This window comes from Ruegeria pomeroyi DSS-3 (assembly GCF_000011965.2).
GTDB classification, from domain to species: domain Bacteria; phylum Pseudomonadota; class Alphaproteobacteria; order Rhodobacterales; family Rhodobacteraceae; genus Ruegeria_B; species Ruegeria_B pomeroyi.
The window spans coordinates 1,774,029-1,794,132 of the sequence record NC_003911.12; the positions used below are offsets into that span (position 1 = coordinate 1,774,029).

The window sequence follows — 20,104 nt, forward strand, 5'->3', positions numbered from 1 at the left end:
GGCGCGACAGCTTTGCGCAAGGTCTCGATCTTCGGGGCCACCGGATCGATCGGGCAGAACACCATCGACCTGATCGCCCGCGATCCCGACGCTTACGATGTGGTGGCGCTGAGTGGCGGCGCCAATATCGCGCAGCTGGCCGCGGATGCACGGCGGCTGCGCGCCGATGTGGCGGTGACGGCCTTTCCCGAGCGTCTGCACGACCTGCGCGCCGCCTTGGCGGGCAGCGGGGTCGAGGCGGCGGCGGGTCCGGCGGCCCTGGTCGAGGCGGGGGCGCGCCCGGCGGATTGGGTGATGTCGGCCATTGTCGGCGCGGCGGGGCTGGCGCCCGGTCTGGCGGCGCTGAAACAGGGCGCCACGCTGGCGCTGGCCAACAAGGAAACGCTGGTTTGCGCGGGGGCCTTGGTACTGGAGACCGCGCGCCGCCATGGCGCCCGTCTGCTGCCGGTGGACAGCGAGCATTCGGCGGTGTTCCAGGCGCTCGTGGGCGAGGATATGGAGGCGGTTGAGCGGATCGTCATTACCGCATCCGGCGGGGCATTCCGCGACTGGCCGCTGGAGCGGCTGGCCAGCGCCACCGCAGAGCAGGCGGCGCAGCATCCCAACTGGGACATGGGCCAGCGCATCACCATCGACAGCGCGTCCATGTTCAACAAGGCGCTGGAGGTCATTGAAACGAGGGAGTTTTTCGGGATTGATCCGGATCGAATCGAGGTCATCGTGCATCCTGAATCCATGGTGCATGCACTGGTTGGCTTTCGCGATGGCGCGCTGATGGCGCATCTGGGCGCGCCCGATATGCGCCATGCGATCGGCTATGCGCTGCATTGGCCCGAGCGGCGCGATCTGCCGGTGGCGCGGCTTGATCTTGCGGCGCTGGGGCAGCTCAACTTCCGCGCCCCCGACGATGCCCGCTATCCGGCCCTGCGGCTGGCACGCTGGGTGATGGCGCGGGGCGGGCTGTCGGGGGCCGTGTTCAATGCCGCCAAGGAGCGCGCGCTCGACCACTTCATCGCCGGGCGCATCGGATTTCTCGACATGGCGGGGCTGGTCGAGGCTGTTCTGGACCGGTTTGAGGCCGATCCGGGCCTCATTGATGCCCCAATGACACTTGATACTGTGACGCAAACAGACCATCTCGCCCGGCAAAGGGTGGACGCAGCGATGGCAAAACGAGCAGGGTAAGATTTTGGACGTTATTGGACTGATACCGCAATTCGGCAACCTTCTGTACACCATCGCGGCCTTCGTGGTGGCCCTGTCGGTCATCGTCGCGGTGCATGAATACGGCCATTACATCGTCGGGCGCTGGTCCGGCATCCATGCCGAGGTGTTCTCGATCGGGTTCGGCCCGGTGCTGTGGAGCCGGGTGGACCGGCGCGGCACCCGCTGGCAGATCGCGCTGCTGCCCTTTGGCGGTTACGTCAAGTTTCTGGGTGATGCCAATGCGGCCTCGGGCAAGGATGGCGACAGCATGGCCGAGATCTATCGCCGCAACCCGGACGACCTGCGCCGCACCATGCATGGCGCGCCGCTTTGGGCGCGGGCGGCGACCGTGGCGGCGGGGCCGCTGTTCAATTTCGTGATGTCGATCCTGGTGTTCGCGGCCATCTTCATGACGCGCGGTGCGCCGATCGAGCCGCTGACCGTGGCCGAGATCCACCACCTCCCCGGGATCGAGACCGGCCTGCGCCCCGGCGACACCATCCTGTCGGTGGGCGGCGTGCCGCTGCCGGGATCCGAGTTTGCCAGCGATGCCGAGGAAGGCGCCGCCTGGCGCAGTTTCGAAAGCGCGCTGCCGCTGGCGCCGCAGCTTGACTATTCGGTGATGCGTGACGGCTCCGAGGTGACCGTGAGCGGCCCGCAACTCTATCCGGCGCTGGTCGGGGCGGTGGTACCGCGCAGCGCGGCGCAGGATGCCGGGCTGCAACCCGGCGACGTGATCCGCGCCATCGACGGCGAAGAGATCGCCGCCTTCCGCCAGCTCAAGGACATGGTCGAGGGGTCGGACGGCAAGCCGCTGGTGCTGGACGTCTGGCGCGAGGGCGAGATGCTGCAGCTGCTGCTGGTGCCGCGCCGCACCGACAGCCCCAAGCCCGAAGGCGGTTACGAGACCAACTGGCGCATCGGCGTGGCCAGTGGCCAGGCCTTCGAGCCGGCGACCGAAACGCCGGGCCCGCTGGCGGCGCTGGCCACCGGGGTCAGCCGCACCGGCGATATCGTGTCCTCCTCGCTCTCGGGCCTCTGGCACATGATCGCGGGCCAGATTTCCACCTGCAACATCTCGGGACCGGTGGGCATTGCCCAGGCCTCGGGTGCGGTGGCCAGCCAGGGCGCGCAAAGCTTCATCGCTTTCATCGCGGTGCTGTCGACGGCGGTGGGCCTGTTGAACCTGTTCCCGATTCCGGCGCTGGATGGCGGGCATCTGGTGTTCTACGCCTACGAGGCAGTGGCCGGCAAACCGCCCAGCGACAATGTGCTGCGGGTGCTGATGGCGCTGGGGATCACGCTGATCCTGTCGCTGATGCTGTTCTCGCTCAGCAACGATCTGTTCTGCTAAGCGGGCCGCAAATCTCAACAAAGCGTGAATGCGCCCAAGTCTCGCCACATTCGGGCACTAACCTGAGTGGGACGTGGGAAATTCGCAGGAGCGTGAAAGATGCATGTCTTGCAACATTCGTATCGTGGTCTTGGCCTCGTGATGCAGCTGAACTGGGATCGTATCCTGTTTGTCGGCGCAATCGCGGCGGCGCTGTTTCTGGGGGCGTTTCTGGGCAGTCTCTGACCCATATCCTCCCGAGTGTGTACGAGACGCGGCCTTCATGGCCGCGTCTTTCGTTTTGGGCTTTTGACAACCCCGGCCAATCCCGGTACTGACAGACGAAAGTCTGCTGAAAACTGGGTTGATAACAAGATGCATAACGGGAGAGGCGCAGGTACATACTGCGGCGTCGGCGTTTCGAGCCGCCATATGTTGTTGAATTCCGTCTCGGCAATTTTCCTTGCCACGGCAATGACCTTTGCCGCCCTGCCGCAGGATGCGCAGGCGCAGGATTACCGGTTCAATACGGTCCAGGTCGACGGCAACCAGCGGATCGAAACCTCGACCATCATCTCCCGGATGGGAATCGAACGGGGCAAGACGATCTCGGCGGGCGCGCTCAACGATGCCTATCAGCGTTTGCTTGACAGTGGTGTTTTCGAAACAGTCGAGCTGATTCCGCGTGGCAATACGCTGGTGGTCAAGGTGGTCGAGCATCCGACCATCAACCGGATCAACTTCGAGGGTAACCGCCGGGTCAAGGACGAGACGCTCGAAGGTGCCATCGGTTCGCAATCGCGCCGGGTCTTCACCCCCGAGCAGGCCGAGCGCGACGCCGCCACCATCGCCGAGATCTATTCGACCCAGGGCCGGGTCGCCGCCACCGTGGTGCCCCGCATCATCCGTCGCAGCGACAACCGCGTCGATCTGGTCTTTGAAATCTCCGAAGGCGACACCATCGAGATCGAGCGCGTGAGCTTTGTCGGCAACCGCGTCTTTTCGGACCGGCGTCTGCGCCGGATACTGGAGACCAAGCAGGCCGGGTTCCTGCGGACCTTCATCCGTTCGGACACGTTCATCGCCGATCGGATCGAATTCGACAAACAGGTGCTGCGCGATTTCTATCTGTCGCGGGGCCATGTGGATTTCCGCGTCAACAGCGCCAATGTCGAATTCACCCGCGAGCGCGACGCCTTCTTCCTGGTCATGGATGTGACCGAGGGGCAGCAATTCTCGTTTGGCAAGATCACCACGGTCAGCGAAATTCCCGGTGTCGAGGCGCCGGCCTATCAGGATGTGCTGAAGATCAAGCCGGGCGTGGTCTATTCGCCCAGCCTGGTCGAGAACTCGATCGCCCGGATGGAGCGGCTGGGTCTCAAGAACGGGGTCGATTTCCTGCGGGTCGAACCGCGCATCACCCGCAATGACCGCGATCTGACGCTGGATATCGAATTCGCGCTGGTCAAGGGGCCGCGCATCTTTGTCGAACGCATCGACATCGAGGGCAACACCACCACGCTGGACCAAGTGATCCGCCGCCAGTTCCGCACCGTCGAGGGTGATCCGTTCAACCCGCGCGAAATCCGGGAAAGCGCCGAACGTATCCGCGCACTGGGCTTCTTTGGCGATGCCAATGTCGAGACCCGCGAAGGCTCGACCCCGGCACAGGTCATCGTTGACGTGGATGTCGAGGAGAAGCCGACCGGCTCGCTCAGCTTCGGCGGCAGCTATTCGGTTTCGGACGGTTTCGGCGTGGCCATCGGCCTGACCGAGGACAACTGGCTGGGTCGCGGCCAGCGGCTGGGCCTGACCCTGTCGACCGCGCAGGATGCCGAGCAGTATGTGCTCTCGTTCACCGAGCCGCAGTTGCTGGGCCGCGATCTGCGCTTTGACATCGACCTCGGCGTGGCGAACACCAATTCCAGCTTTGCCAGCTATGATACCGAGCGGGCCTTCTTTGCGCCGGGGATCACCTTCCGCCTGGGCGAGCTGTCAACCTTGCAACTGCGCTATCGCTGGGAGGCCAGCGAGATGGTGCAGCGGACCGCGACCACGGTCAGTGGCGCGGTGATCGCCAGTGAAATCGCGCAGGGCAAGAAATCCTCCAGCGCGCTGGGGTTGACCTATACCTATGACAGCCGGATCGGTGGCCTGAACCCCAATGCGGGCGTGTTGTTCGAGGTCGGCGTCGATGCCGCTGGTCTGGGTGGCGACAACGAGTACTTCAAGACCTCTGCCAAGGCCATCGCCCAGACCCGCGTCTGGCACGAAGAGATCACCCTGCGGGCCTCGCTCGACGTGGGTGCGTTCACCTGGCAGGGCTCGGGCTTCAGCCGGGCGATCGACCGTTTCGTGATCGGTCCGAACACCTTCCGCGGGTTTGAACCCGCCGGTGTCGGCCCGCGCGACCAGTCAAACGGTGTCGATGACGCGATCGGCGGCAACTATTACGCGGTGGCCCGGTTCGAGGCCGAGTTCCCGCTGGGCCTGCCCGAGGAACTGGGCCTGCGTGGCGGCCTGTTCTACGATGTCGGCAATGTCTGGGACGTGAGCGATGTGAACACCGCGGGCGGCACCATTGTCGGCGCCGACGGCTCGTTCCGCCATGTGATCGGCTTCTCGCTGCTGTGGACCACCGCCTTTGGCCCGCTGCGCTTCAACTTCTCCAAAGCGCTCAAGAAAGAGACCTTTGACAAGGAACAGTCCTTCGACCTGACCATTCAGGCGCGGTTCTGATCTCGTCATGCGGCCTTGGTGCTCAGGGCGGACAGTGCGGGGCCTCATGGGGGCCCTGCTGCTGTTTCTGGCCCTGCCATCGCTCGCCGCCGCGCAACAGCTGGGCCTGCCACGTCACGAAGTGCTGACGATCTCAGGCGAAATCCTGTTCGTGAAATCCGCCTATGGCCGCCGCATCATCGACGAGATCGAGGCCGAGGGCGCGCTGCTGGCCGCAGAGAACGAGCGGATCGTGGCCGAGCTGAGCCGCGAGGAGCAGGAACTGACCCAACGCCGGACCGAGCTGGAGCCGCAGGCGTTCCGGGTGCTGGCCGAGGCTTTTGACCGCAAGGTGCAGGCCCATCGCGAGAACCAGGCCGCCAAGCGTCAGACATTGGAAGCGCGCGGCGAAGAGGCGCGCGCCACCTTTGTCGACCTGGCCCGCCCCATCCTGGCGGCGTTGATGCGCGATACCGGTGCCAGCGTGATCCTGGAGCGCTCGACCGTGTTTCTCAGCCTCGACACCACCGACATCACCGCGATCGCGATCAGCCGCATCGACGCGGCCATCGGCGATGGCAGCGCCCTGCGCCGCGATTAGGGCTGGCCCCGGCGTCCGATCGGCGTCGCTTGCCGATTGCGGCCAGTCTTGCTAATCCCGGATCAAGACCGACAAGAACAGGAACAGTGCAGCATGACCACCGAGACCAAGAGTGCCGATATCCAGCTGATCCAGCGGATCCTGCCGCACCGCTATCCGTTTCTGCTGGTGGACAAGGTCGTCGAGATCGACGGCTACAGCTCGGCCGTTGGGATCAAGAACGTGACCATGAACGAGCCGCATTTCCAGGGCCATTTCCCCGGCACCCCGATCATGCCCGGGGTCACCATCGTCGAGGCGATGGCGCAGACCGCCGGTGTGATGCTGGGTGTGGGCATGGATATCATCGACAGCGAGCTGCTGATCTATTTCATGAACATCGACAACTGCAAGTTCCGCCGCAAGGTGGTGCCGGGCGATGTCATGAAGATGCATGTGGAAACCCTGCGCGGCAAGATGGGCGGCAAGATCTTCAAGTTCCGTGGCACCGCCACCGTCGAGGGCGAGGTCGCCGCCCAGGCCGAATTCTCGGCCTATGTGGACCTGACCGGAGAGAAAAGCACATGAGCCAAATTCATCCTAGCGCCATCATCGAAGAGGGCGCGCAGATCGGCGCGGATTGCGTGATCGGGCCGTTCTGCATTGTGGGGCCAAAGGTGGTTCTGGGCGACCGGGTCGAGCTGAAAAGCCATGTGGTCGTCACCGGCGACACCACCGTGGGCGAGGATACGGTGATCTTCAGCTTTGCGGTGATCGGCGAGATCCCGCAGGACAAGAAATTCGGCGGCGAGGAGACCCGCGTCGTGATCGGCGCCCGCAACCGTATTCGCGAACATGTGACCGTGAACGCAGGCACCGCCGGGGGCGGCGGTACCACCCGGATCGGCAATGACTGCCTGCTGATGGCGGGCTGTCATGTGGCGCATGACTGCCAGCTGGGCGACCGGGTGATCATGGTGAACCATGCCGGCGCGGCGGGCCATTGCGTCGTCGAGGATGACGTGATCATCGGCGGCATCTCGGGCCTTCATCAATGGGTCCGGGTCGGGCGCGGGGCCATCATCGGCGCGCTGACCATGGTGCCCAACGATGTCATTCCCTATGGCCTGGTGCAGGCGCCGCGCGGCGAATTGGACGGGCTGAACCTGATCGGGTTGAAACGGCGTGGCGTGGCACGGTCCGACATCACCCAGCTGCGTGCCGCCTTTCAGATGCTGGCCCAGGGCGAGGGGACCTTTCAGGATCGCGCCCGCCGCATGGGCGAGGAGTTCGACAGCGACTATGTGCGCGAGATTGCCGAATTCATTCTGGGTGACACCGACCGCTCTTTCCTGACCCCGGGCAAGTGACATGCTGGCGCTGATCGCAGGGACCGGGGCGCTGCCCGAGGAACTGGTCGCCCGCCTGTCCGAACCGCCGCTGGTCTGCGCGATGGAGGGCTTTGCGCCCGAGCGGTTGGCGGTGGATATCCCGTTCCCGATCGAGCATCTGGGCTCGCTGGTGGCGGACCTCAAGGCGCGCGGGGTAAGTGAGATCTGCCTTGCGGGCGCGGTGGGGCGCCCGGCGGTGGACCCGGCCCGGATCGACGCCGCGACGCTGCCGCTGGTGCCGGTGATCCAGCAGGCGCTGACCTCGGGCGACGATGGCGCGCTGAGGGCGGTGATGGGCATCTTCGAGAACGCCGGGCTGACGGTGCGCGCCGCGCATGAGATTGCCCCCGATCTGCTGATGCCCGCCGGATGCCCGACCAAGGCCCAGCCAGAGCCTGCGGAGCTGGCCGATGCCCGGCGCGGCGCCGAGATCGTGGCCGCCATGTCGGCGGCCGATATCGGTCAGGCCTGTGTGGTCCATCGCGGACAGGCGCTGGCGGTCGAAAGCGTGTTTGGCACCAACTGGATGCTGGGCAGCCTGGGCCAGCGCCCCGATGCGGGGGGCGGCGTGCTGTTCAAGGCCCCCAAGCCCGATCAGGACCGGCGTGCCGATCTGCCCACCATTGGCCCCGATACCGTCACTGCCGCCGTGGTGGCGGGGCTCTCGGGTCTGGTGATCGCGGCGGGGGGCGTCATCGTGCTGGAGCGCGACCGGGTGATCGCGGAATGCGACCGGCTGGGCCTGTTCCTGTTTGTTGCCGGGCCGGACGCCTGATGCGCGTCTTCATCCTTGCCGGCGAACCCTCGGGCGATCGTCTGGGCGGGGCGCTGATGGCCGGGCTGCGCCAGCTCTGTCCCGATGTGCAGTTTGACGGGGTCGGCGGCCCGGCGATGGAGAGCGAGGGGCTGAGCAGCCGCTTTCCTATGGCAGAGCTTTCGATCATGGGTCTGGTCGAGGTGCTGCCGAAGTATTTCCACCTCAAGCGCCGCATCGCCGAGACCGCGCAGGCGGTGCTGGCGATGCGTCCCGATGTGATGATCACCATCGACAGCCCCGATTTCAGCCTGCGGGTGGCGCGGCTGGTCAAAGACGCGAGCGATATCCGCACCGTGCATTACGTGGCGCCCAGCGTCTGGGCCTGGCGGCCCGGGCGGGCCGACAAGATGGCCAAGGTCATCGACCATGTGCTGGCGCTGCTGCCCTTTGAGCCGCCCTATATGGAGCGGGCCGGGATGGAGTGCGACTTTGTCGGCCACCCGGTGGTGACCGAACCCGAGGCGACCGGAGCGGATATCGCCGCGCTTCGAACCGAACTGGGGCTGGGCGCGGCGCCGGTGCTGCTGGCACTGCCCGGCTCGCGGCGGGGCGAGGTCGAGCGTCTGGCGCCCGTCTTTGGCGCGGCACTCAGGCGGTTCCTGCCGGAGCATCCCGATATGCGGGTGGTGGTGCCGGTGGTGCCGCATGTGGCCGATCAGGTGGCGCAGCAGGTGGCCGAGTGGCCCGGTGCGCCGGTGCTGGTCGATCCGCGCGGGCTGGCGCCTGCACAGGCCGCCATGCGCAAGCGCGCGGCTTTTGCTGCTGCTGATCTGGCACTGGCGGCCTCGGGCACCGTGTCGCTGGAACTGGCGGCGGCGGGCACGCCGATGGTGATCGCCTACAAGGTGAACTGGCTGACCCAGAAGATCGCCGAGCGGATGGTCACCATCGACACGGTGACGCTGGTCAATCTGGTCAGCGAGACGCGGGTGGTGCCGGAATGCCTGGGCCCTGCGTGCACGCCCGAAAACATCGCGGCGCGACTGGCGGCGGTGCATGCCGACCCTGCCGCGCAGGACGCGGCGATGCGCCTGACGATGGAGCGACTGGGCCGGGGCGGCACCCCGCCGGGTCTGCGCGCGGCGCAGGCGGTGCTGGACCGGTTGCCGGGCTAGCCGCCGACATTGCTCCGTTCAAGTTCCAGATAAACGCTGTCCGCCCATTCCCCGGCGATCTGGATCGTTCGGCTGGCCCGATGGGTCTCGACAAAGCCAAGCTGGTGCAACAGCGCCAGCGAGGCGGCGTTGCGCGGGTCGACGTCGGCCCGGATATGATCAAGCGGCAGGGTCGCGAACAGATGTGGTATCAGCGCTCTCAGGGCTTCGCGCATCAGCCCCTGGCCCCAGCGGTCGCGGCGCAGAAAGAAGCCAAGCTCGGGCACGTCCCACAGCCCCGCCTTGCCGATGGCCTCGCCGTCCTCAAGCAGCACATATTCGCGGCACCTTTCCGGCGGTGCGGCCAGCGTTCCGGCAACCCAGCGTTCGGTCTGTGCCAGATCGGTATGGGTCTCGCCAAAGAAGCGCATCGCCTCTGGATCGCCAAAGACGGCATGCAGGGCAGGGGCATGCTCTGCCCGCATTGGGCAGAGCGTCAGGCGCGCGGTTTGAAGGGACTCAATATCCACGCCAGATCCAGCCGCCGCCAAAGATGCGGCTACCGTCGCTTTCATAGAAAACGCAGGCCTGTCCGGGCGACACGCCCTCCTCGGGCGTCAACAGTTCCACCTCGGCCTCGGTCTCGCTGATCGGGCGCACGATCGCCTCGCGCGGGGGGCGGGTCGAGCGGACCTTGACCGACAGATGCCATTCGGGGCGCGAGGTAAAGGGCGCGTCGCCCAGCCAGTTGATCTCGCGCACCGGGATGGTGCGGGTGGCCAGCAGCTCCTTGGGGCCGACCACCACCTGTTTCCTGTCCACGTCCAGGCGCACCACATAAAGCGGCTCGCTGAGGCCGCCGATGCCCAGGCCGCGGCGCTGGCCGATGGTGTAGTGGATGACGCCCTCGTGGCTGCCCAGCACGCGCCCGTCGGCATGCACGATCTCGCCCGGTTCGGCGGCACCCGGGCGCAGTTTCTCGATCACGCTGGCATAGTTGCCGTTGGGCACGAAACAGATGTCCTGACTGTCGGGCTTGTCGGCCACGGCCAGACCGTATTGCGCCGCCATTTCGCGGGTCGCGTCCTTCGAGGGTAGGTGGCCCAGCGGGAAGCGCAGATAGTCGAGCTGTTCCGGCGTGGTCGAGAACAGGAAATAGGATTGGTCGCGGTTGGCATCCTCGGCGCAATGCAGCTCGGGCCCGTTCGGACCCATCTTGCGCTGGATGTAATGGCCGGTGGCCATGCAGTCGGCCTCGAGATCGCGGGCGGTCTCCAGCAGGTCCTTGAACTTCACCCGCTCGTTGCAGCGGATGCAGGGGACCGGCGTGGCGCCGGCCAGATAGCTGTCGGCAAACTCGTCGATCACCGCGTCCTTGAAGATGTTCTCGTAATCCAGAACGTAATGGGGAAAGCCGCGTTCCTCGGCGACGCGGCGGGCATCGTGGATGTCGATGCCCGCGCAACAAGCGCCCTTCTTGGCAAGCGCGGCGCCGTGATCGTAAAGCTGCAGGGTGACCCCCACCACGTCATAGCCCTGATCGGCCAGATAGGCGGCCACGACCGAGCTGTCGACTCCGCCCGACATGGCAACGACCACCCGCGTTTCCGAGGGTGGTTTGGCAAAGCCAAGCGAGTTCAGCGGCATTTCGGTGTCCAGCGCCATCCGGGCAGCTCCTGACGATTAAGGAAGACCGGCAGAATATAGGAAAATACGAACTACTCTCAAGGGGCGGTTTCACCCGGCATTAAGTAGGCTGTCGCCAAGGTTACCCTGACACAAGAAGGGATAGGTGATGTTCTTGCGAAAGGTTGAAGGCCCCCGATCCGTCACGCTGCCGGATGGCTCCATCATGACGCGGGCGGATTTGCCCCCGGCCAACACACGCCGCTGGGTCGCATCGCGCAAGATCGCGGTGGTGCGAGGCGTGATCTATGGGCTGATCACGCTGGCAGAGGCCAAGCAGATCTATGGTCTGAGCGATGAGGAGTTCAACAGCTGGGTTTCCGCCCTGGCCGAACACGGAAAAGATGCATTGAAGGTGACCGCGCTAAAAAAGTATCGACAACTTTAGGTTGATCTTCCATAATGTGAATATCGGTAACGGCAGATTAACCTTTATTCGTCACGGTTAATTCCAGTACGGAATAGCGTTTAAGGCGGAGAACTGAGATGCGCATACTTTTAGTCGAGGATGATCCGACGACGTCCAAGAGCATCGAACTGATGCTGACCCATGCCAATCTGAACGTCTATGCGACCGATCTCGGCGAAGAAGGCATCGACCTGGCGAAACTTTACGACTACGATCTGATCCTGCTCGACATCAATCTGCCCGACATGAACGGGCATGAGGTGCTGCGCCAGCTGCGCATGTCGCGGATCGAAACCCCCATCCTGATCCTGTCGGGCGTCGACGATACCGAGAGCAAGATCAAGGGCTTCGGCTTTGGCGCCGACGATTATCTGACCAAACCCTTCCATCGCGAGGAACTGGTGGCGCGCATTCATGCCATCATCCGCCGCTCGAAGGGGCATTCGCAATCGGTGATCCGCACCGGCAAGATCTCGGTCAATCTGGATGCCAAGACGGTCGAGGTCGAGGGCCAGCCGGTGCATCTGACCGGCAAGGAATACCAGATGCTCGAACTGCTGTCGCTGCGCAAGGGCACCACCCTGACCAAGGAGATGTTCCTGAACCATCTCTATGGTGGCATGGACGAGCCCGAGCTGAAGATCATCGACGTGTTCATCTGCAAGCTTCGCAAGAAGCTGAGCAATGCAACCGGAGGAGAGAATTACATCGAAACGGTCTGGGGGCGGGGCTATGTGCTGCGCGATCCGCAGGCCGACGGGTTGCCCGATCCACGGATCGCGGTCAACGCCTGAACAGCCAGTCGCGAGTCCAGCGCGGCACCACCACTCACGCAGACTGATCTGGACCTGACCATGGCCTCGCCCTATCACTGGTCGCAAAGACCAGACAGACCGGGCGGGGCCATGACAGTTTCAGAACCCATCGAGACAATGACCGAGGCAGAGGCCGCGCAGGAGCTGGCGCGGCTGGCGGGGCTGTTGGCACAGGCCAATCTCGCCTATCACACGCTGGATGCGCCCGAGATTTCGGATGCGGATTATGACGCGCTGAAACAGCGCAATGCCGAGATCGAGGCGCGATTCCCCCACCTCAAACGTCCCGACAGCCCCAGCGAGCAGGTGGGCGCCCGCCCGGGCGAGGGATTCTCCAAGGTCTCCCATGCGGTGCGGATGATGTCGCTGGGCAATGCCTTTGACGATGCGGATGTGGCGGATTTCGACCGCTCGATCCGCAAGTACCTGGGGTTGGATGTCGAAACAGCGCTGGCCTATACGGCCGAGCCCAAGATCGACGGGCTGTCCCTGTCGCTGCGCTATGAACAGGGCGTGCTGGTGCAGGCAGCGACCCGGGGCGATGGCGAGGTGGGCGAGAATGTCACCGCCAATGCCCGCACCATCGCTGATATCCCCGCCCGGATCGAGGGCGCGCCCGAGGTGCTGGAGGTGCGCGGCGAGGTCTATATGAGCCACGCGGATTTCGCCGCTCTCAATACCCGGCAAGAGGCCGAGGGCGGCAAGCTGTTTGCCAATCCCCGCAATGCCGCCGCCGGCTCGCTGCGCCAACTCGACGCTGCGATCACCCGGGCGCGGCCTTTGCGATTCTTCGCCTATTCCTGGGGTGAGCTCTCGGAACCGCTGGCAGAAACGCAAATGCAGGCCATCGAACGGCTGGCCGGCCTTGGCTTTCAGACCAACCCGCTGACCCGCCGCTGCGCTGATCTGGACGCGATGATCGCGCATTATCGCGATATCGAGGCGCAGCGCGCAACGCTGGGTTATGACATCGACGGTGTGGTCTACAAGCTGGACGATCTGGGGCTGCAGGCGCGGCTCGGCTTTCGGTCGACCACGCCGCGTTGGGCGATTGCGCATAAATTCCCCGCCGAACTGGCCTGGACCCGGCTTGAGGCGATCGACATTCAGGTGGGCCGCACCGGCGCGCTCAGCCCGGTGGCACGGCTGACCCCGGTCACCGTGGGCGGTGTAGTGGTGTCGAACGCCACACTGCATAACGAGGATTACATCGCCGGGCGCGACAGCCGGGGACAGGAGATTCGCGACGGAAAGGATATTCGCGTCGGCGACTGGGTGCAGGTCTATCGCGCCGGTGACGTGATCCCCAAGATCGCCGATGTCGATCTGAACAAGCGGCCAGAGGGCGCGAACCCCTTTGAGTTTCCAGAGCAATGTCCCGAGTGCGGCAGCCCCGCCATTCGCGAGGAAGGCGACGCCGTGCGCCGTTGCACCGGCGGTGTGATCTGCCCGGCGCAGGCGGTGGAAAAGCTCAAGCATTTTGTCAGCCGCGCCGCCTTTGACATCGAAGGGCTGGGCGCCAAGCAGGTGGAACAGTTTCACGCCGATGGCTGGATCCGTGAGCCCGCCGATATTTTCGAGCTGCGCAGCCGCTATGGCGAGGGGCTGCAACAGCTGAAGAACCGCGAGGGCTGGGGTGAGAAATCGGCAACCAACCTGTTTCAGGCCATCGACGACAAGCGCCGCATTCCGCTGGCCCGTCTGATCTTTGCCCTGGGCATCCGCCACGTGGGCGAGGTGGGCGCCAAGGATCTGTCGCTGCATTATCGAGACTGGGACGCGATGGCAGCGGCACTGGACACAGCGCGCCTCGCCGCACTCGCCCATCGTGCCGCCGATACCGCCGAAGAGCAGGAGCGCCAGCAGGCCCAGGCCGAGGGCCGCCGGGCCCGCATCAGCGATACCCGCGCCGCTGTGATCGCCGCGCAAGAGGTGCCGCCCGAGGCCGCCGCCGCCTGGGCCGACCTGATCGGCGTCGACGGGATCGGCGCTACGCTGGGCCTGTCCTTGTCCGATGCCTTTGCCAATGGTGACGAACGTGCCGCCTTTGATCGGCTGAGCGCGCATCTGACGGTGATCCCCCCCGATGCCCCGGCACGCGACAGCCCGGTTGCGGGCAAGACCGTGGTCTTTACCGGCTCGCTGGAAAAGATGACCCGGGCCGAGGCCAAGGCCCGGGCCGAGGCGCTGGGGGCCAAGGTTGCAGGCTCGGTCAGCAAGAAGACCGATCTGCTGGTGGCCGGGCCGGGCGCGGGCTCCAAGCTCAAGACCGCCGAGAGCCTGGGGATCGAAACCCTGGACGAAGACGGCTGGCTGAAACTGATCGAGGGGCTATGAGCGGGCGGCCGGAACAGCTCTTCCCGCTGTTCGCGGGTCTGGAGACGCTCGAAGGGGTGGGGCCCAAGACCGCGCAGCTGTTTGCGCATCTGGATGTGGAAACCCCGCGCGACCTGTTGTTTTCGCTGCCTTATTCCGTTGTCGACCGACGCCGCCGCGACACGATCCGGGGCGCCGATCTGCCCGCGACGCTGACGGTCGAGGTGACGGTGGGCGCCCATCGCCCGGCCCGCGGGCGTGGCGGCGCCTATCGTATCTTTGTCGAGGATGCGCAGGCCGATTTCCAGCTGGTCTTCTTTCACGCGCGCGGCGACTATCTGAAAAAGGTGCTGCCCGAAGGGTCGCGCCGCGTCGTGTCGGGCAAGGTCGAGCTGTTCGATGGTATGGCCAACATGGTCCATCCCGACCACATCCTGCCGGTGGCCGAAGCGGGCGAGATCCCCGAATTCGAACCAGTCTACCCGCTGACCCAAGGGGTGAGCCAGCGCACTGCCTTCAAGGCGGCGCGATCGGCGCTGGCACGGCTGCCCGATCTGGCCGACTGGATCGACCCGGCCCTGCGCGCGCGCGAAGGCTGGCCGGACTGGGCCGATGCGATGCGCGCGGCCCATGCGCCGCAGGGGCTGGACGATGTGGCCGCCACCGCCCCGGCGCGGATGCGGCTGGCTTACGATGAACTCTTTGCCCATCAGCTGACCCTGGCACTGGCGCGGCGGCGCGAGCGCAAGGCGCGCGGCATCTCCAGCGTGGCGACCGGCGCGCTGCAATCGCGGGTGCTGGCCAGCCTGCCGTATCGCCCCACCAACGCCCAGGCCCGCGCGATCGAAGAGATCGCCGCCGACATGGCGGCGCCCGCGCGGATGAACCGGCTGTTGCAGGGCGATGTGGGCGCGGGCAAGACGCTGGTGGCCTTCATGGCGCTGCTGGTTGCGGTCGAGGCGGGCGGGCAGGGGGTGATGATGGCCCCCACCGAGATCCTCGCCCGCCAGCATCTCGAAGGGCTGCGCCCGCTGGCCGAAGAGGCCGGCGTGGTGCTTGAACTGCTGACGGGGCGCGACAAGGGGGCCGAGCGGCGCGCCAAGCTGGCGGCGCTGAAAAAGGGCGATATCTCGATCCTGGTCGGCACCCATGCGGTGTTCCAGGCGGATGTGGAATTTGCCGATCTGCGGCTGGCCATCGTCGATGAACAGCACCGGTTCGGGGTGCGCCAGCGGATGGAACTGGCGGAAAAGGGCATGAACGCCGATGTGCTGGTGATGACCGCCACGCCGATCCCGCGCAGCCTGGCGCTGGCGCAATATGGCGATATGGATGTTTCGGTGCTGGACGAGAAACCGCCCGGGCGCAAACCGATCCGTACCGCCGTGATCAGCACCGAGCGGATGGACGAGGTGATCGACCACCTTCGCCGCGCCATCGCAGAGGGGCGACAGTGTTACTGGGTCTGCCCGCTGGTGGACGAATCCGAGGTCAGTGACCTGACCGCCGCCGAGGACCGGTTCAAGCGCCTGCGCGCGGTGCTGGGCGAGGGCGTTGTCGGGCTGGTGCATGGCCAGATGCCGCCCGCCGAGAAAGACGCCGCCATGGCCGCGTTCCAGACGGGCGAGACCCAGGTTCTGGTCGCCACCACCGTGATCGAGGTGGGGGTGAACGTGCCCAATGCCACCATCATGGTGATCGAACGGGCCGAGATATTCGGCCTTGCCCAGCTGCATCAGCTGCGTGGCCGGGTAGGGCGCGGCGAGGCGGCTTCGACCTGTTTGCTGATGTATCAGCCGCCCCTGACCGAGGGCGGCCGTCGCCGCCTTGAAGTGCTGCGCGAGACCGAGGACGGGTTCCGCATCGCCGAGACCGATCTGGACATGCGCGGCGCCGGCGACCTGATCGGCACCGCACAATCGGGCCTGCCAAAATTTCGTATCGCCGATCTGGAACGGCACACCGCGCTGATGGCCACGGCGCAGACGGATGCCCGCGCACTTTTGGCCCAGGACCCGGAACTAAGCAGCGAGCGTGGCCGTGCGGCCCGCATCCTGCTGTGGCTGATGAAACAGGATCAGGCGATCCGTTTGATTTCAGTGGGTTGAGCGCGCTTCCCCCTAAAAGTTCACAAATGTTCTCAAAAAGTTCTTTACCGACTCGGCGAGATATGAGAACAAAAGGTCAACAAAGGATTAACTGACGCCCGGAGGAGAGAGCCGATGCTGACCCAGATCAAGACCGTCCTGAGCCGCTCGCAGCATACCCTGTTGCAGGATGCCGCCGGGGCCGCCTCGTTGGTGGTGATGCTGGTTGCGGCTCTGCTGCTGCCCGGCACGTTCTGACCGTTTCTGCCTGCGATCTCGTACCCGGTTTCCGCGCGCATCCTGTCCCATTCGATGCAAGGGTGACCTGCCTATCCCAAGACCCTTCCTGGGCCCCGCCTCGGCCCATGGCGTCGCGGACCGGACCCCATACGAGACCCGCACAACCTGCCGCCGCCCTCCTGCCCGGGAGGAGCGGCGGTTTTTTTGCGAGGCTCCGCCTCGCGCTCCGGAGTATTTTCAACCAGAAAGAAGCAGCAGAGCCCGCTGATCCGATCAGGCGCAGTTGGCGCGTTCGGCCTGTTCCAGCGCCTCGGCCGTCGCCTCGAGCGTCAGCAGGATCGAGGCGTGGCGGTTCTTGTAATCGCGCGCGGGGATCAGCACCTCGAGCCCGTCAAAGGGGGCGTCGGGCACCGGCCCGTCCTGTTTCAGCATCGCCTTGAGCTGGTCGCGCGCGGCCTCGATCTGGGCGCGGGTGGTGCCGATCACCGCGGCGCCGACCACGGCGGCGGCGGCCTGACCCAGCGCGCAGGCCTTCACGTCCTGGCCGAACTGGTCGATACGCCCGTCGCGCAGCGTCACGTCCACCGTCACGGTCGAACCGCAGAGGGGCGAGCGTTTCTTGACGGTGGCGTCGGGGCTGTCCAGACGCCCAAGATGCGGGATGTCCGCCGCCAGTGCCAGGATGCGGCCGGAGTAGAGCTTGATCAGATCGGTTTCGCCGGACATGGCTTTCCCTCGTTCGCTGTTCCCCATACATAGTGGGCGGAAATCCGGATGCAAAAGGTTTTTGCCCATGCCCTTCGACCCTTCGACACTAAAGTATGATGCCGCGGGGCTTATCCCGGCGATCGCTCAGGATGCCGCCACGGGTGAGGTTCTGATGATGGCCTGGATGAATGCACAGGCGGTGGCGCGCACGCTGGAAAGCGGGCGGGTGACCTATTGGTCGCGGTCGCGGCAAAGCTTCTGGGTCAAGGGCGAAAGCTCGGGCCATGTGCAGGAACTGGTGGATTTCCGCGTCGATTGCGACCGCGATTGCCTGCTGGTCACGGTGCGCCAGACCGGCCCGGCCTGTCACACCAACCGGCGCAGCTGTTTCTATACCGCTGTTCGCGAGGGCGAAGAGGTGGAGCTGATGGCGCCGTTGCTCTGAGGTTCAGAGCCCAACCATGGCGCGGATATCGGCGGGGCTGGCGCCTTCGGCCCGGTATTTCGCGATGGCGCGGGCATCGTCGCGCTTGGCCAGCCGCTTGCCGGTCTCATCCCGGATCAGGGGGTGGTGGTGGTAGATCGGGATCGGCAGGTCGAGAAGCGCCAGCAGAATGACCTGAATCGCGGTGAAGTCGAACAGATCCTCGCCCCGGATCACATGGGTGATCCCCTGCGCCACGTCATCCAGCGCCGAGGCCAGGAAATAGGCAACGATATCCTCGCCCTTGCGGGACAGGACCACATCGCCGATCTGGGCCATGGCCTGTTCCGGGTCGATCCGGTGGGTTCCTGCATGGCAGGGGCCGCTTTCGGTGAATTGCGGATAGGTGCCGTCAAACAGTGCCAGCGCCCGGTCCAGATGCAGGCGCAGCGCGTCGCCATCCTGTCGGCTCGTCATCGGGCGGTGTTTGCATAGGCCGGGATAGACCTCATGTGTGACACCCTCCTGCGGGGCGGCCAGTGCGGCCTGGATCTGGCTGCGGCTGCAGGAGCAGGGATAGAGCAGGTCCAGTTCGGCGAAGTGGCGCAGGGCAAAAGCGTAGTCGTCCAGCTTCTCCGACTGGCGCAGCACGGGAGCGTCCCAGGAGAGGCCAAGCCAGGTCAGGTCGTCAATGATCTGCGCATCCCATTCCGGTTTGCTACGTTGCAGGTCGGTATCTTCCATCCGCAACAGGAACCTGCCCTCGGCGGCGCGGGCCATGTCATGGGCCAGGATCGCCGAATAGGCGTGGCCCAGATGCAGCGGGCCGGTGGGAGAAGGCGCAAATCGGGTGGTGAAAGTCATGTCGTTTCAGATGGAAAGCGCATGATGTTCACCCGTTTTCGGCCTCGGCCAGCCAGCTGGTCCAGGCCTCCTTGGCGCGGTCGGTATAAGCCTTGTAACGGTCCTTGCGGCCCCGACGACCACCCTTCAGCCCGTCGACCGGACGGAACAGGCCGAAGTTGACGTTCATCGGCTGAAAGGTCTTGGCCTCGGCGCCGCCGGTGATGTGGTGGATCAGCGCGCCCATGGCGCTGTCCTGCGGCACCTCGGGCAGGGCGCGGCCCTGTATCTCGGCCGCGGCCAGACGCCCGGCCAAAAGACCCATGGCTGCGCTTTCCACATAGCCTTCGACCCCGGTGATCTGCCCGGCAAAGCGGATATTGGGCCGCGATTTCATCCTCATCTGCGCATCGAGCAGGGTCGGAGAATTCAGAAAGGTATTGCGATGAATGCCGCCCAGGCGCGCAAAGCTCGCGTTTTCCAGGCCGGGAATGGTTTTGAAAACAGCGGTTTGCGCGCCGTATTTCATCTTGGTCTGAAAGCCCACGATATTGTAGAGCGTGCCCAGCGCATTGTCGCGGCGCAGCTGTACCACCGCATAGGCTTTGACGTCGGGCTGGTGTGGATTGGTCAGGCCCACCGGTTTCATCGGGCCGTGGCGCAGGGTTTCGCGACCGCGTTCGGCCATCACCTCGATCGGCAGGCAGCCGTCGAAATAGGTCGCGGTCTCGCCCTCGTGAAACTCGGTCTTGTCGGCGGCCAGCAGCGCGTCGATGAAGGCCTCGTACTGGTCGCGGTCCATCGGGCAGTTCAGATAGGCGGTACGCTCTTCCTCGGTCTCGCCCTTGTCATAGCGCGACTGCATCCAGGCGCGCGACATGTCGATCGTGTCGGCATAGACGATGGGGGCGATGGCGTCAAAAAAGGCCAGCGCCTCCGCCCCGGTCTCTGCCTGGATGGCGGCGCCAAGCGCGGGCGAGGTCAGCGGGCCGGTGGCAAAGATCCAGTGCCCGTCACGGGGCAGTTCGGTCACTTCCTCGGCGGTGACCGAGACGCGGGGATGGGCGTGCAGCCGGGCGGTCACGGTCTCGGCAAACGGGTCGCGATCCACCGCCAGCGCGCCCCCGGCAGGCAGGCGATGGGCATCGGCGGCGGACATGATCAGCCCGCCTGCCGCGCGCATCTCCCAGTGCAGCAGCCCCACGGCATTCTGTTCGTCATCATCCGAGCGGAACGAGTTCGAACAGACCATTTCGGCCAGGTTGCCGGTCTGATGCGCGAAGGTGCCGACGGTGGGGCGCATCTCGTGGATCACCACGTCGATACCCTGCTGTGCCGCCTGCCAGGCGGCTTCGGACCCGGCCATGCCGCCGCCCACGATATGCAATCTGTCTGTCATGATCTGCCACATAGGGCAGGGCGCGGCACTGCGCAATG

The 20,104-nt window shown here is 65.3% G+C and carries 20 protein-coding genes; 15 read left to right on the top strand and 5 right to left on the bottom strand.

All coding sequences use genetic code 11. The features are described from left to right. Positions 1–12 precede the first annotated feature (12 nt). The 9 genes from dxr (at position 13) to lpxB (ending at position 9,160) form a co-directional block, all read left to right on the top strand. Entirely contained in the window at positions 13–1,185 is a 1,173-nt protein-coding gene (gene dxr, locus SPO_RS08470; protein ID WP_044029180.1) for a 1-deoxy-D-xylulose-5-phosphate reductoisomerase, read from the top strand. A 4-nt stretch (positions 1,186–1,189) separates the two neighbouring features. Further along, positions 1,190–2,560, top strand: coding sequence for an RIP metalloprotease RseP (rseP, locus tag SPO_RS08475; protein WP_011047403.1), 1,371 nt, complete (start codon positions 1,190–1,192; stop codon positions 2,558–2,560). A gap of 99 nt (positions 2,561–2,659) precedes the next feature. Then, positions 2,660–2,785 (top strand): hypothetical protein, encoded by a 126-nt coding sequence (locus tag SPO_RS23415; protein WP_011047404.1) that lies wholly within the window; start codon positions 2,660–2,662, stop codon positions 2,783–2,785. A gap of 129 nt (positions 2,786–2,914) precedes the next feature. Then, on the top strand, positions 2,915–5,278 hold the full coding sequence (gene bamA, locus SPO_RS08480; RefSeq protein ID WP_011047405.1) for an outer membrane protein assembly factor BamA: 2,364 nt from the start codon (positions 2,915–2,917) through the stop codon (positions 5,276–5,278). A gap of 46 nt (positions 5,279–5,324) precedes the next feature. After that, positions 5,325–5,858, top strand: coding sequence for an OmpH family outer membrane protein (locus SPO_RS08485; RefSeq protein ID WP_230981788.1), 534 nt, complete (start codon positions 5,325–5,327; stop codon positions 5,856–5,858). A 93-nt stretch (positions 5,859–5,951) separates the two neighbouring features. Beyond that, positions 5,952–6,425, top strand: a complete 474-nt coding sequence (gene fabZ / locus SPO_RS08490; protein ID WP_011047407.1) for a 3-hydroxyacyl-ACP dehydratase FabZ — start codon at positions 5,952–5,954, stop codon at positions 6,423–6,425. Next, entirely contained in the window at positions 6,422–7,207 is a 786-nt protein-coding gene (gene lpxA, locus SPO_RS08495; protein ID WP_011047408.1) for an acyl-ACP--UDP-N-acetylglucosamine O-acyltransferase, read from the top strand. Before fabZ ends, lpxA begins: the two co-directional genes overlap by 4 nt. A gap of 1 nt (position 7,208) precedes the next feature. After that, entirely contained in the window at positions 7,209–8,003 is a 795-nt protein-coding gene (locus SPO_RS08500) for an LpxI family protein (protein WP_011047409.1), read from the top strand. Next, entirely contained in the window at positions 8,003–9,160 is a 1,158-nt protein-coding gene (gene lpxB, locus SPO_RS08505) for a lipid-A-disaccharide synthase (RefSeq protein WP_044028136.1), read from the top strand. Before SPO_RS08500 ends, lpxB begins: the two co-directional genes overlap by 1 nt. Here lpxB and SPO_RS08510 read toward each other — a convergent pair. Next, positions 9,157–9,624 (bottom strand): GNAT family N-acetyltransferase, encoded by a 468-nt coding sequence (locus tag SPO_RS08510; protein ID WP_051420340.1) that lies wholly within the window; start codon positions 9,622–9,624, stop codon positions 9,157–9,159. The two genes, lpxB and SPO_RS08510, sit on opposite strands and share 4 nt — an antisense overlap. 34 nt (positions 9,625–9,658) lie before the next feature. After that, positions 9,659–10,804, bottom strand: coding sequence for a tRNA 2-thiouridine(34) synthase MnmA (mnmA, locus tag SPO_RS08515; RefSeq protein ID WP_044028137.1), 1,146 nt, complete (start codon positions 10,802–10,804; stop codon positions 9,659–9,661). Between the two features lie 130 nt (positions 10,805–10,934). Here mnmA and SPO_RS08520 point away from each other — a divergent pair, with 130 nt between their 5' ends. From SPO_RS08520 to SPO_RS23420, 5 genes are all read left to right on the top strand, one after another. After that, on the top strand, positions 10,935–11,213 hold the full coding sequence (locus SPO_RS08520; RefSeq protein WP_044028138.1) for a DUF1153 domain-containing protein: 279 nt from the start codon (positions 10,935–10,937) through the stop codon (positions 11,211–11,213). 98 nt (positions 11,214–11,311) lie between these two features. Next, a complete protein-coding gene (gene ctrA, locus SPO_RS08525; protein ID WP_011047414.1) occupies positions 11,312–12,028 on the top strand; it encodes a response regulator transcription factor CtrA in 717 nt (238 codons plus the stop codon). A 138-nt stretch (positions 12,029–12,166) separates the two neighbouring features. Continuing rightward, positions 12,167–14,386: an NAD-dependent DNA ligase LigA gene (ligA, locus tag SPO_RS08530; protein WP_011047415.1), complete on the top strand. Its 2,220-nt coding sequence runs from the start codon at positions 12,167–12,169 to the stop codon at positions 14,384–14,386. Next, positions 14,383–16,473 carry an ATP-dependent DNA helicase RecG gene (gene recG / locus SPO_RS08535; protein ID WP_011047416.1) on the top strand — a complete coding sequence of 697 codons (2,091 nt, stop codon included), beginning with the start codon at positions 14,383–14,385 and terminating at the stop codon, positions 16,471–16,473. Before ligA ends, recG begins: the two co-directional genes overlap by 4 nt. A 114-nt stretch (positions 16,474–16,587) precedes the next feature. Further along, entirely contained in the window at positions 16,588–16,710 is a 123-nt protein-coding gene (locus tag SPO_RS23420; RefSeq protein ID WP_011047417.1) for a hypothetical protein, read from the top strand. Positions 16,711–16,965: 255 nt separating this feature from the next. Here SPO_RS23420 and SPO_RS08540 read toward each other — a convergent pair whose 3' ends face one another. Then, positions 16,966–17,418: an iron-sulfur cluster assembly scaffold protein gene (locus SPO_RS08540; protein ID WP_011047418.1), complete on the bottom strand. Its 453-nt coding sequence runs from the start codon at positions 17,416–17,418 to the stop codon at positions 16,966–16,968. Between the two features lie 67 nt (positions 17,419–17,485). Here SPO_RS08540 and hisI point away from each other — a divergent pair, with 67 nt between their 5' ends. Then, entirely contained in the window at positions 17,486–17,845 is a 360-nt protein-coding gene (hisI, locus tag SPO_RS08545; protein ID WP_011047419.1) for a phosphoribosyl-AMP cyclohydrolase, read from the top strand. Positions 17,846–17,848: 3 nt separating this feature from the next. Here hisI and gluQRS read toward each other — a convergent pair whose 3' ends face one another. After that, positions 17,849–18,688: a tRNA glutamyl-Q(34) synthetase GluQRS gene (gluQRS, locus tag SPO_RS08550; RefSeq protein ID WP_011047420.1), complete on the bottom strand. Its 840-nt coding sequence runs from the start codon at positions 18,686–18,688 to the stop codon at positions 17,849–17,851. A 28-nt stretch (positions 18,689–18,716) separates the two neighbouring features. After that, positions 18,717–20,066, bottom strand: coding sequence for a methylenetetrahydrofolate--tRNA-(uracil(54)-C(5))-methyltransferase (FADH(2)-oxidizing) TrmFO (trmFO, locus tag SPO_RS08555; protein WP_011047421.1), 1,350 nt, complete (start codon positions 20,064–20,066; stop codon positions 18,717–18,719). Positions 20,067–20,104: the final 38 nt, after the last annotated feature.

Coding starts and splice junctions, on each gene's coding strand:
- SPO_RS23415 (WP_011047404.1), top strand. CDS start 2,660: ATGCATGTCTTGCAACATTCGTATCGTGGTCTTGGCCTCGTGATGCAG.
- bamA (WP_011047405.1), top strand. CDS start 2,915: ATGCATAACGGGAGAGGCGCAGGTACATACTGCGGCGTCGGCGTTTCG.
- SPO_RS08485 (WP_230981788.1), top strand. CDS start 5,325: ATGGGGGCCCTGCTGCTGTTTCTGGCCCTGCCATCGCTCGCCGCCGCG.
- fabZ (WP_011047407.1), top strand. CDS start 5,952: ATGACCACCGAGACCAAGAGTGCCGATATCCAGCTGATCCAGCGGATC.
- lpxA (WP_011047408.1), top strand. CDS start 6,422: ATGAGCCAAATTCATCCTAGCGCCATCATCGAAGAGGGCGCGCAGATC.
- SPO_RS08500 (WP_011047409.1), top strand. CDS start 7,209: ATGCTGGCGCTGATCGCAGGGACCGGGGCGCTGCCCGAGGAACTGGTC.
- lpxB (WP_044028136.1), top strand. CDS start 8,003: ATGCGCGTCTTCATCCTTGCCGGCGAACCCTCGGGCGATCGTCTGGGC.
- SPO_RS08510 (WP_051420340.1), bottom strand. CDS start 9,624: ATGCGGGCAGAGCATGCCCCTGCCCTGCATGCCGTCTTTGGCGATCCA.
- mnmA (WP_044028137.1), bottom strand. CDS start 10,804: ATGGCGCTGGACACCGAAATGCCGCTGAACTCGCTTGGCTTTGCCAAA.
- SPO_RS08520 (WP_044028138.1), top strand. CDS start 10,935: ATGTTCTTGCGAAAGGTTGAAGGCCCCCGATCCGTCACGCTGCCGGAT.
- ctrA (WP_011047414.1), top strand. CDS start 11,312: ATGCGCATACTTTTAGTCGAGGATGATCCGACGACGTCCAAGAGCATC.
- ligA (WP_011047415.1), top strand. CDS start 12,167: ATGACCGAGGCAGAGGCCGCGCAGGAGCTGGCGCGGCTGGCGGGGCTG.
- recG (WP_011047416.1), top strand. CDS start 14,383: ATGAGCGGGCGGCCGGAACAGCTCTTCCCGCTGTTCGCGGGTCTGGAG.
- SPO_RS23420 (WP_011047417.1), top strand. CDS start 16,588: ATGCTGACCCAGATCAAGACCGTCCTGAGCCGCTCGCAGCATACCCTG.
- SPO_RS08540 (WP_011047418.1), bottom strand. CDS start 17,418: ATGTCCGGCGAAACCGATCTGATCAAGCTCTACTCCGGCCGCATCCTG.
- hisI (WP_011047419.1), top strand. CDS start 17,486: ATGCCCTTCGACCCTTCGACACTAAAGTATGATGCCGCGGGGCTTATC.
- gluQRS (WP_011047420.1), bottom strand. CDS start 18,688: ATGACTTTCACCACCCGATTTGCGCCTTCTCCCACCGGCCCGCTGCAT.
- trmFO (WP_011047421.1), bottom strand. CDS start 20,066: ATGACAGACAGATTGCATATCGTGGGCGGCGGCATGGCCGGGTCCGAA.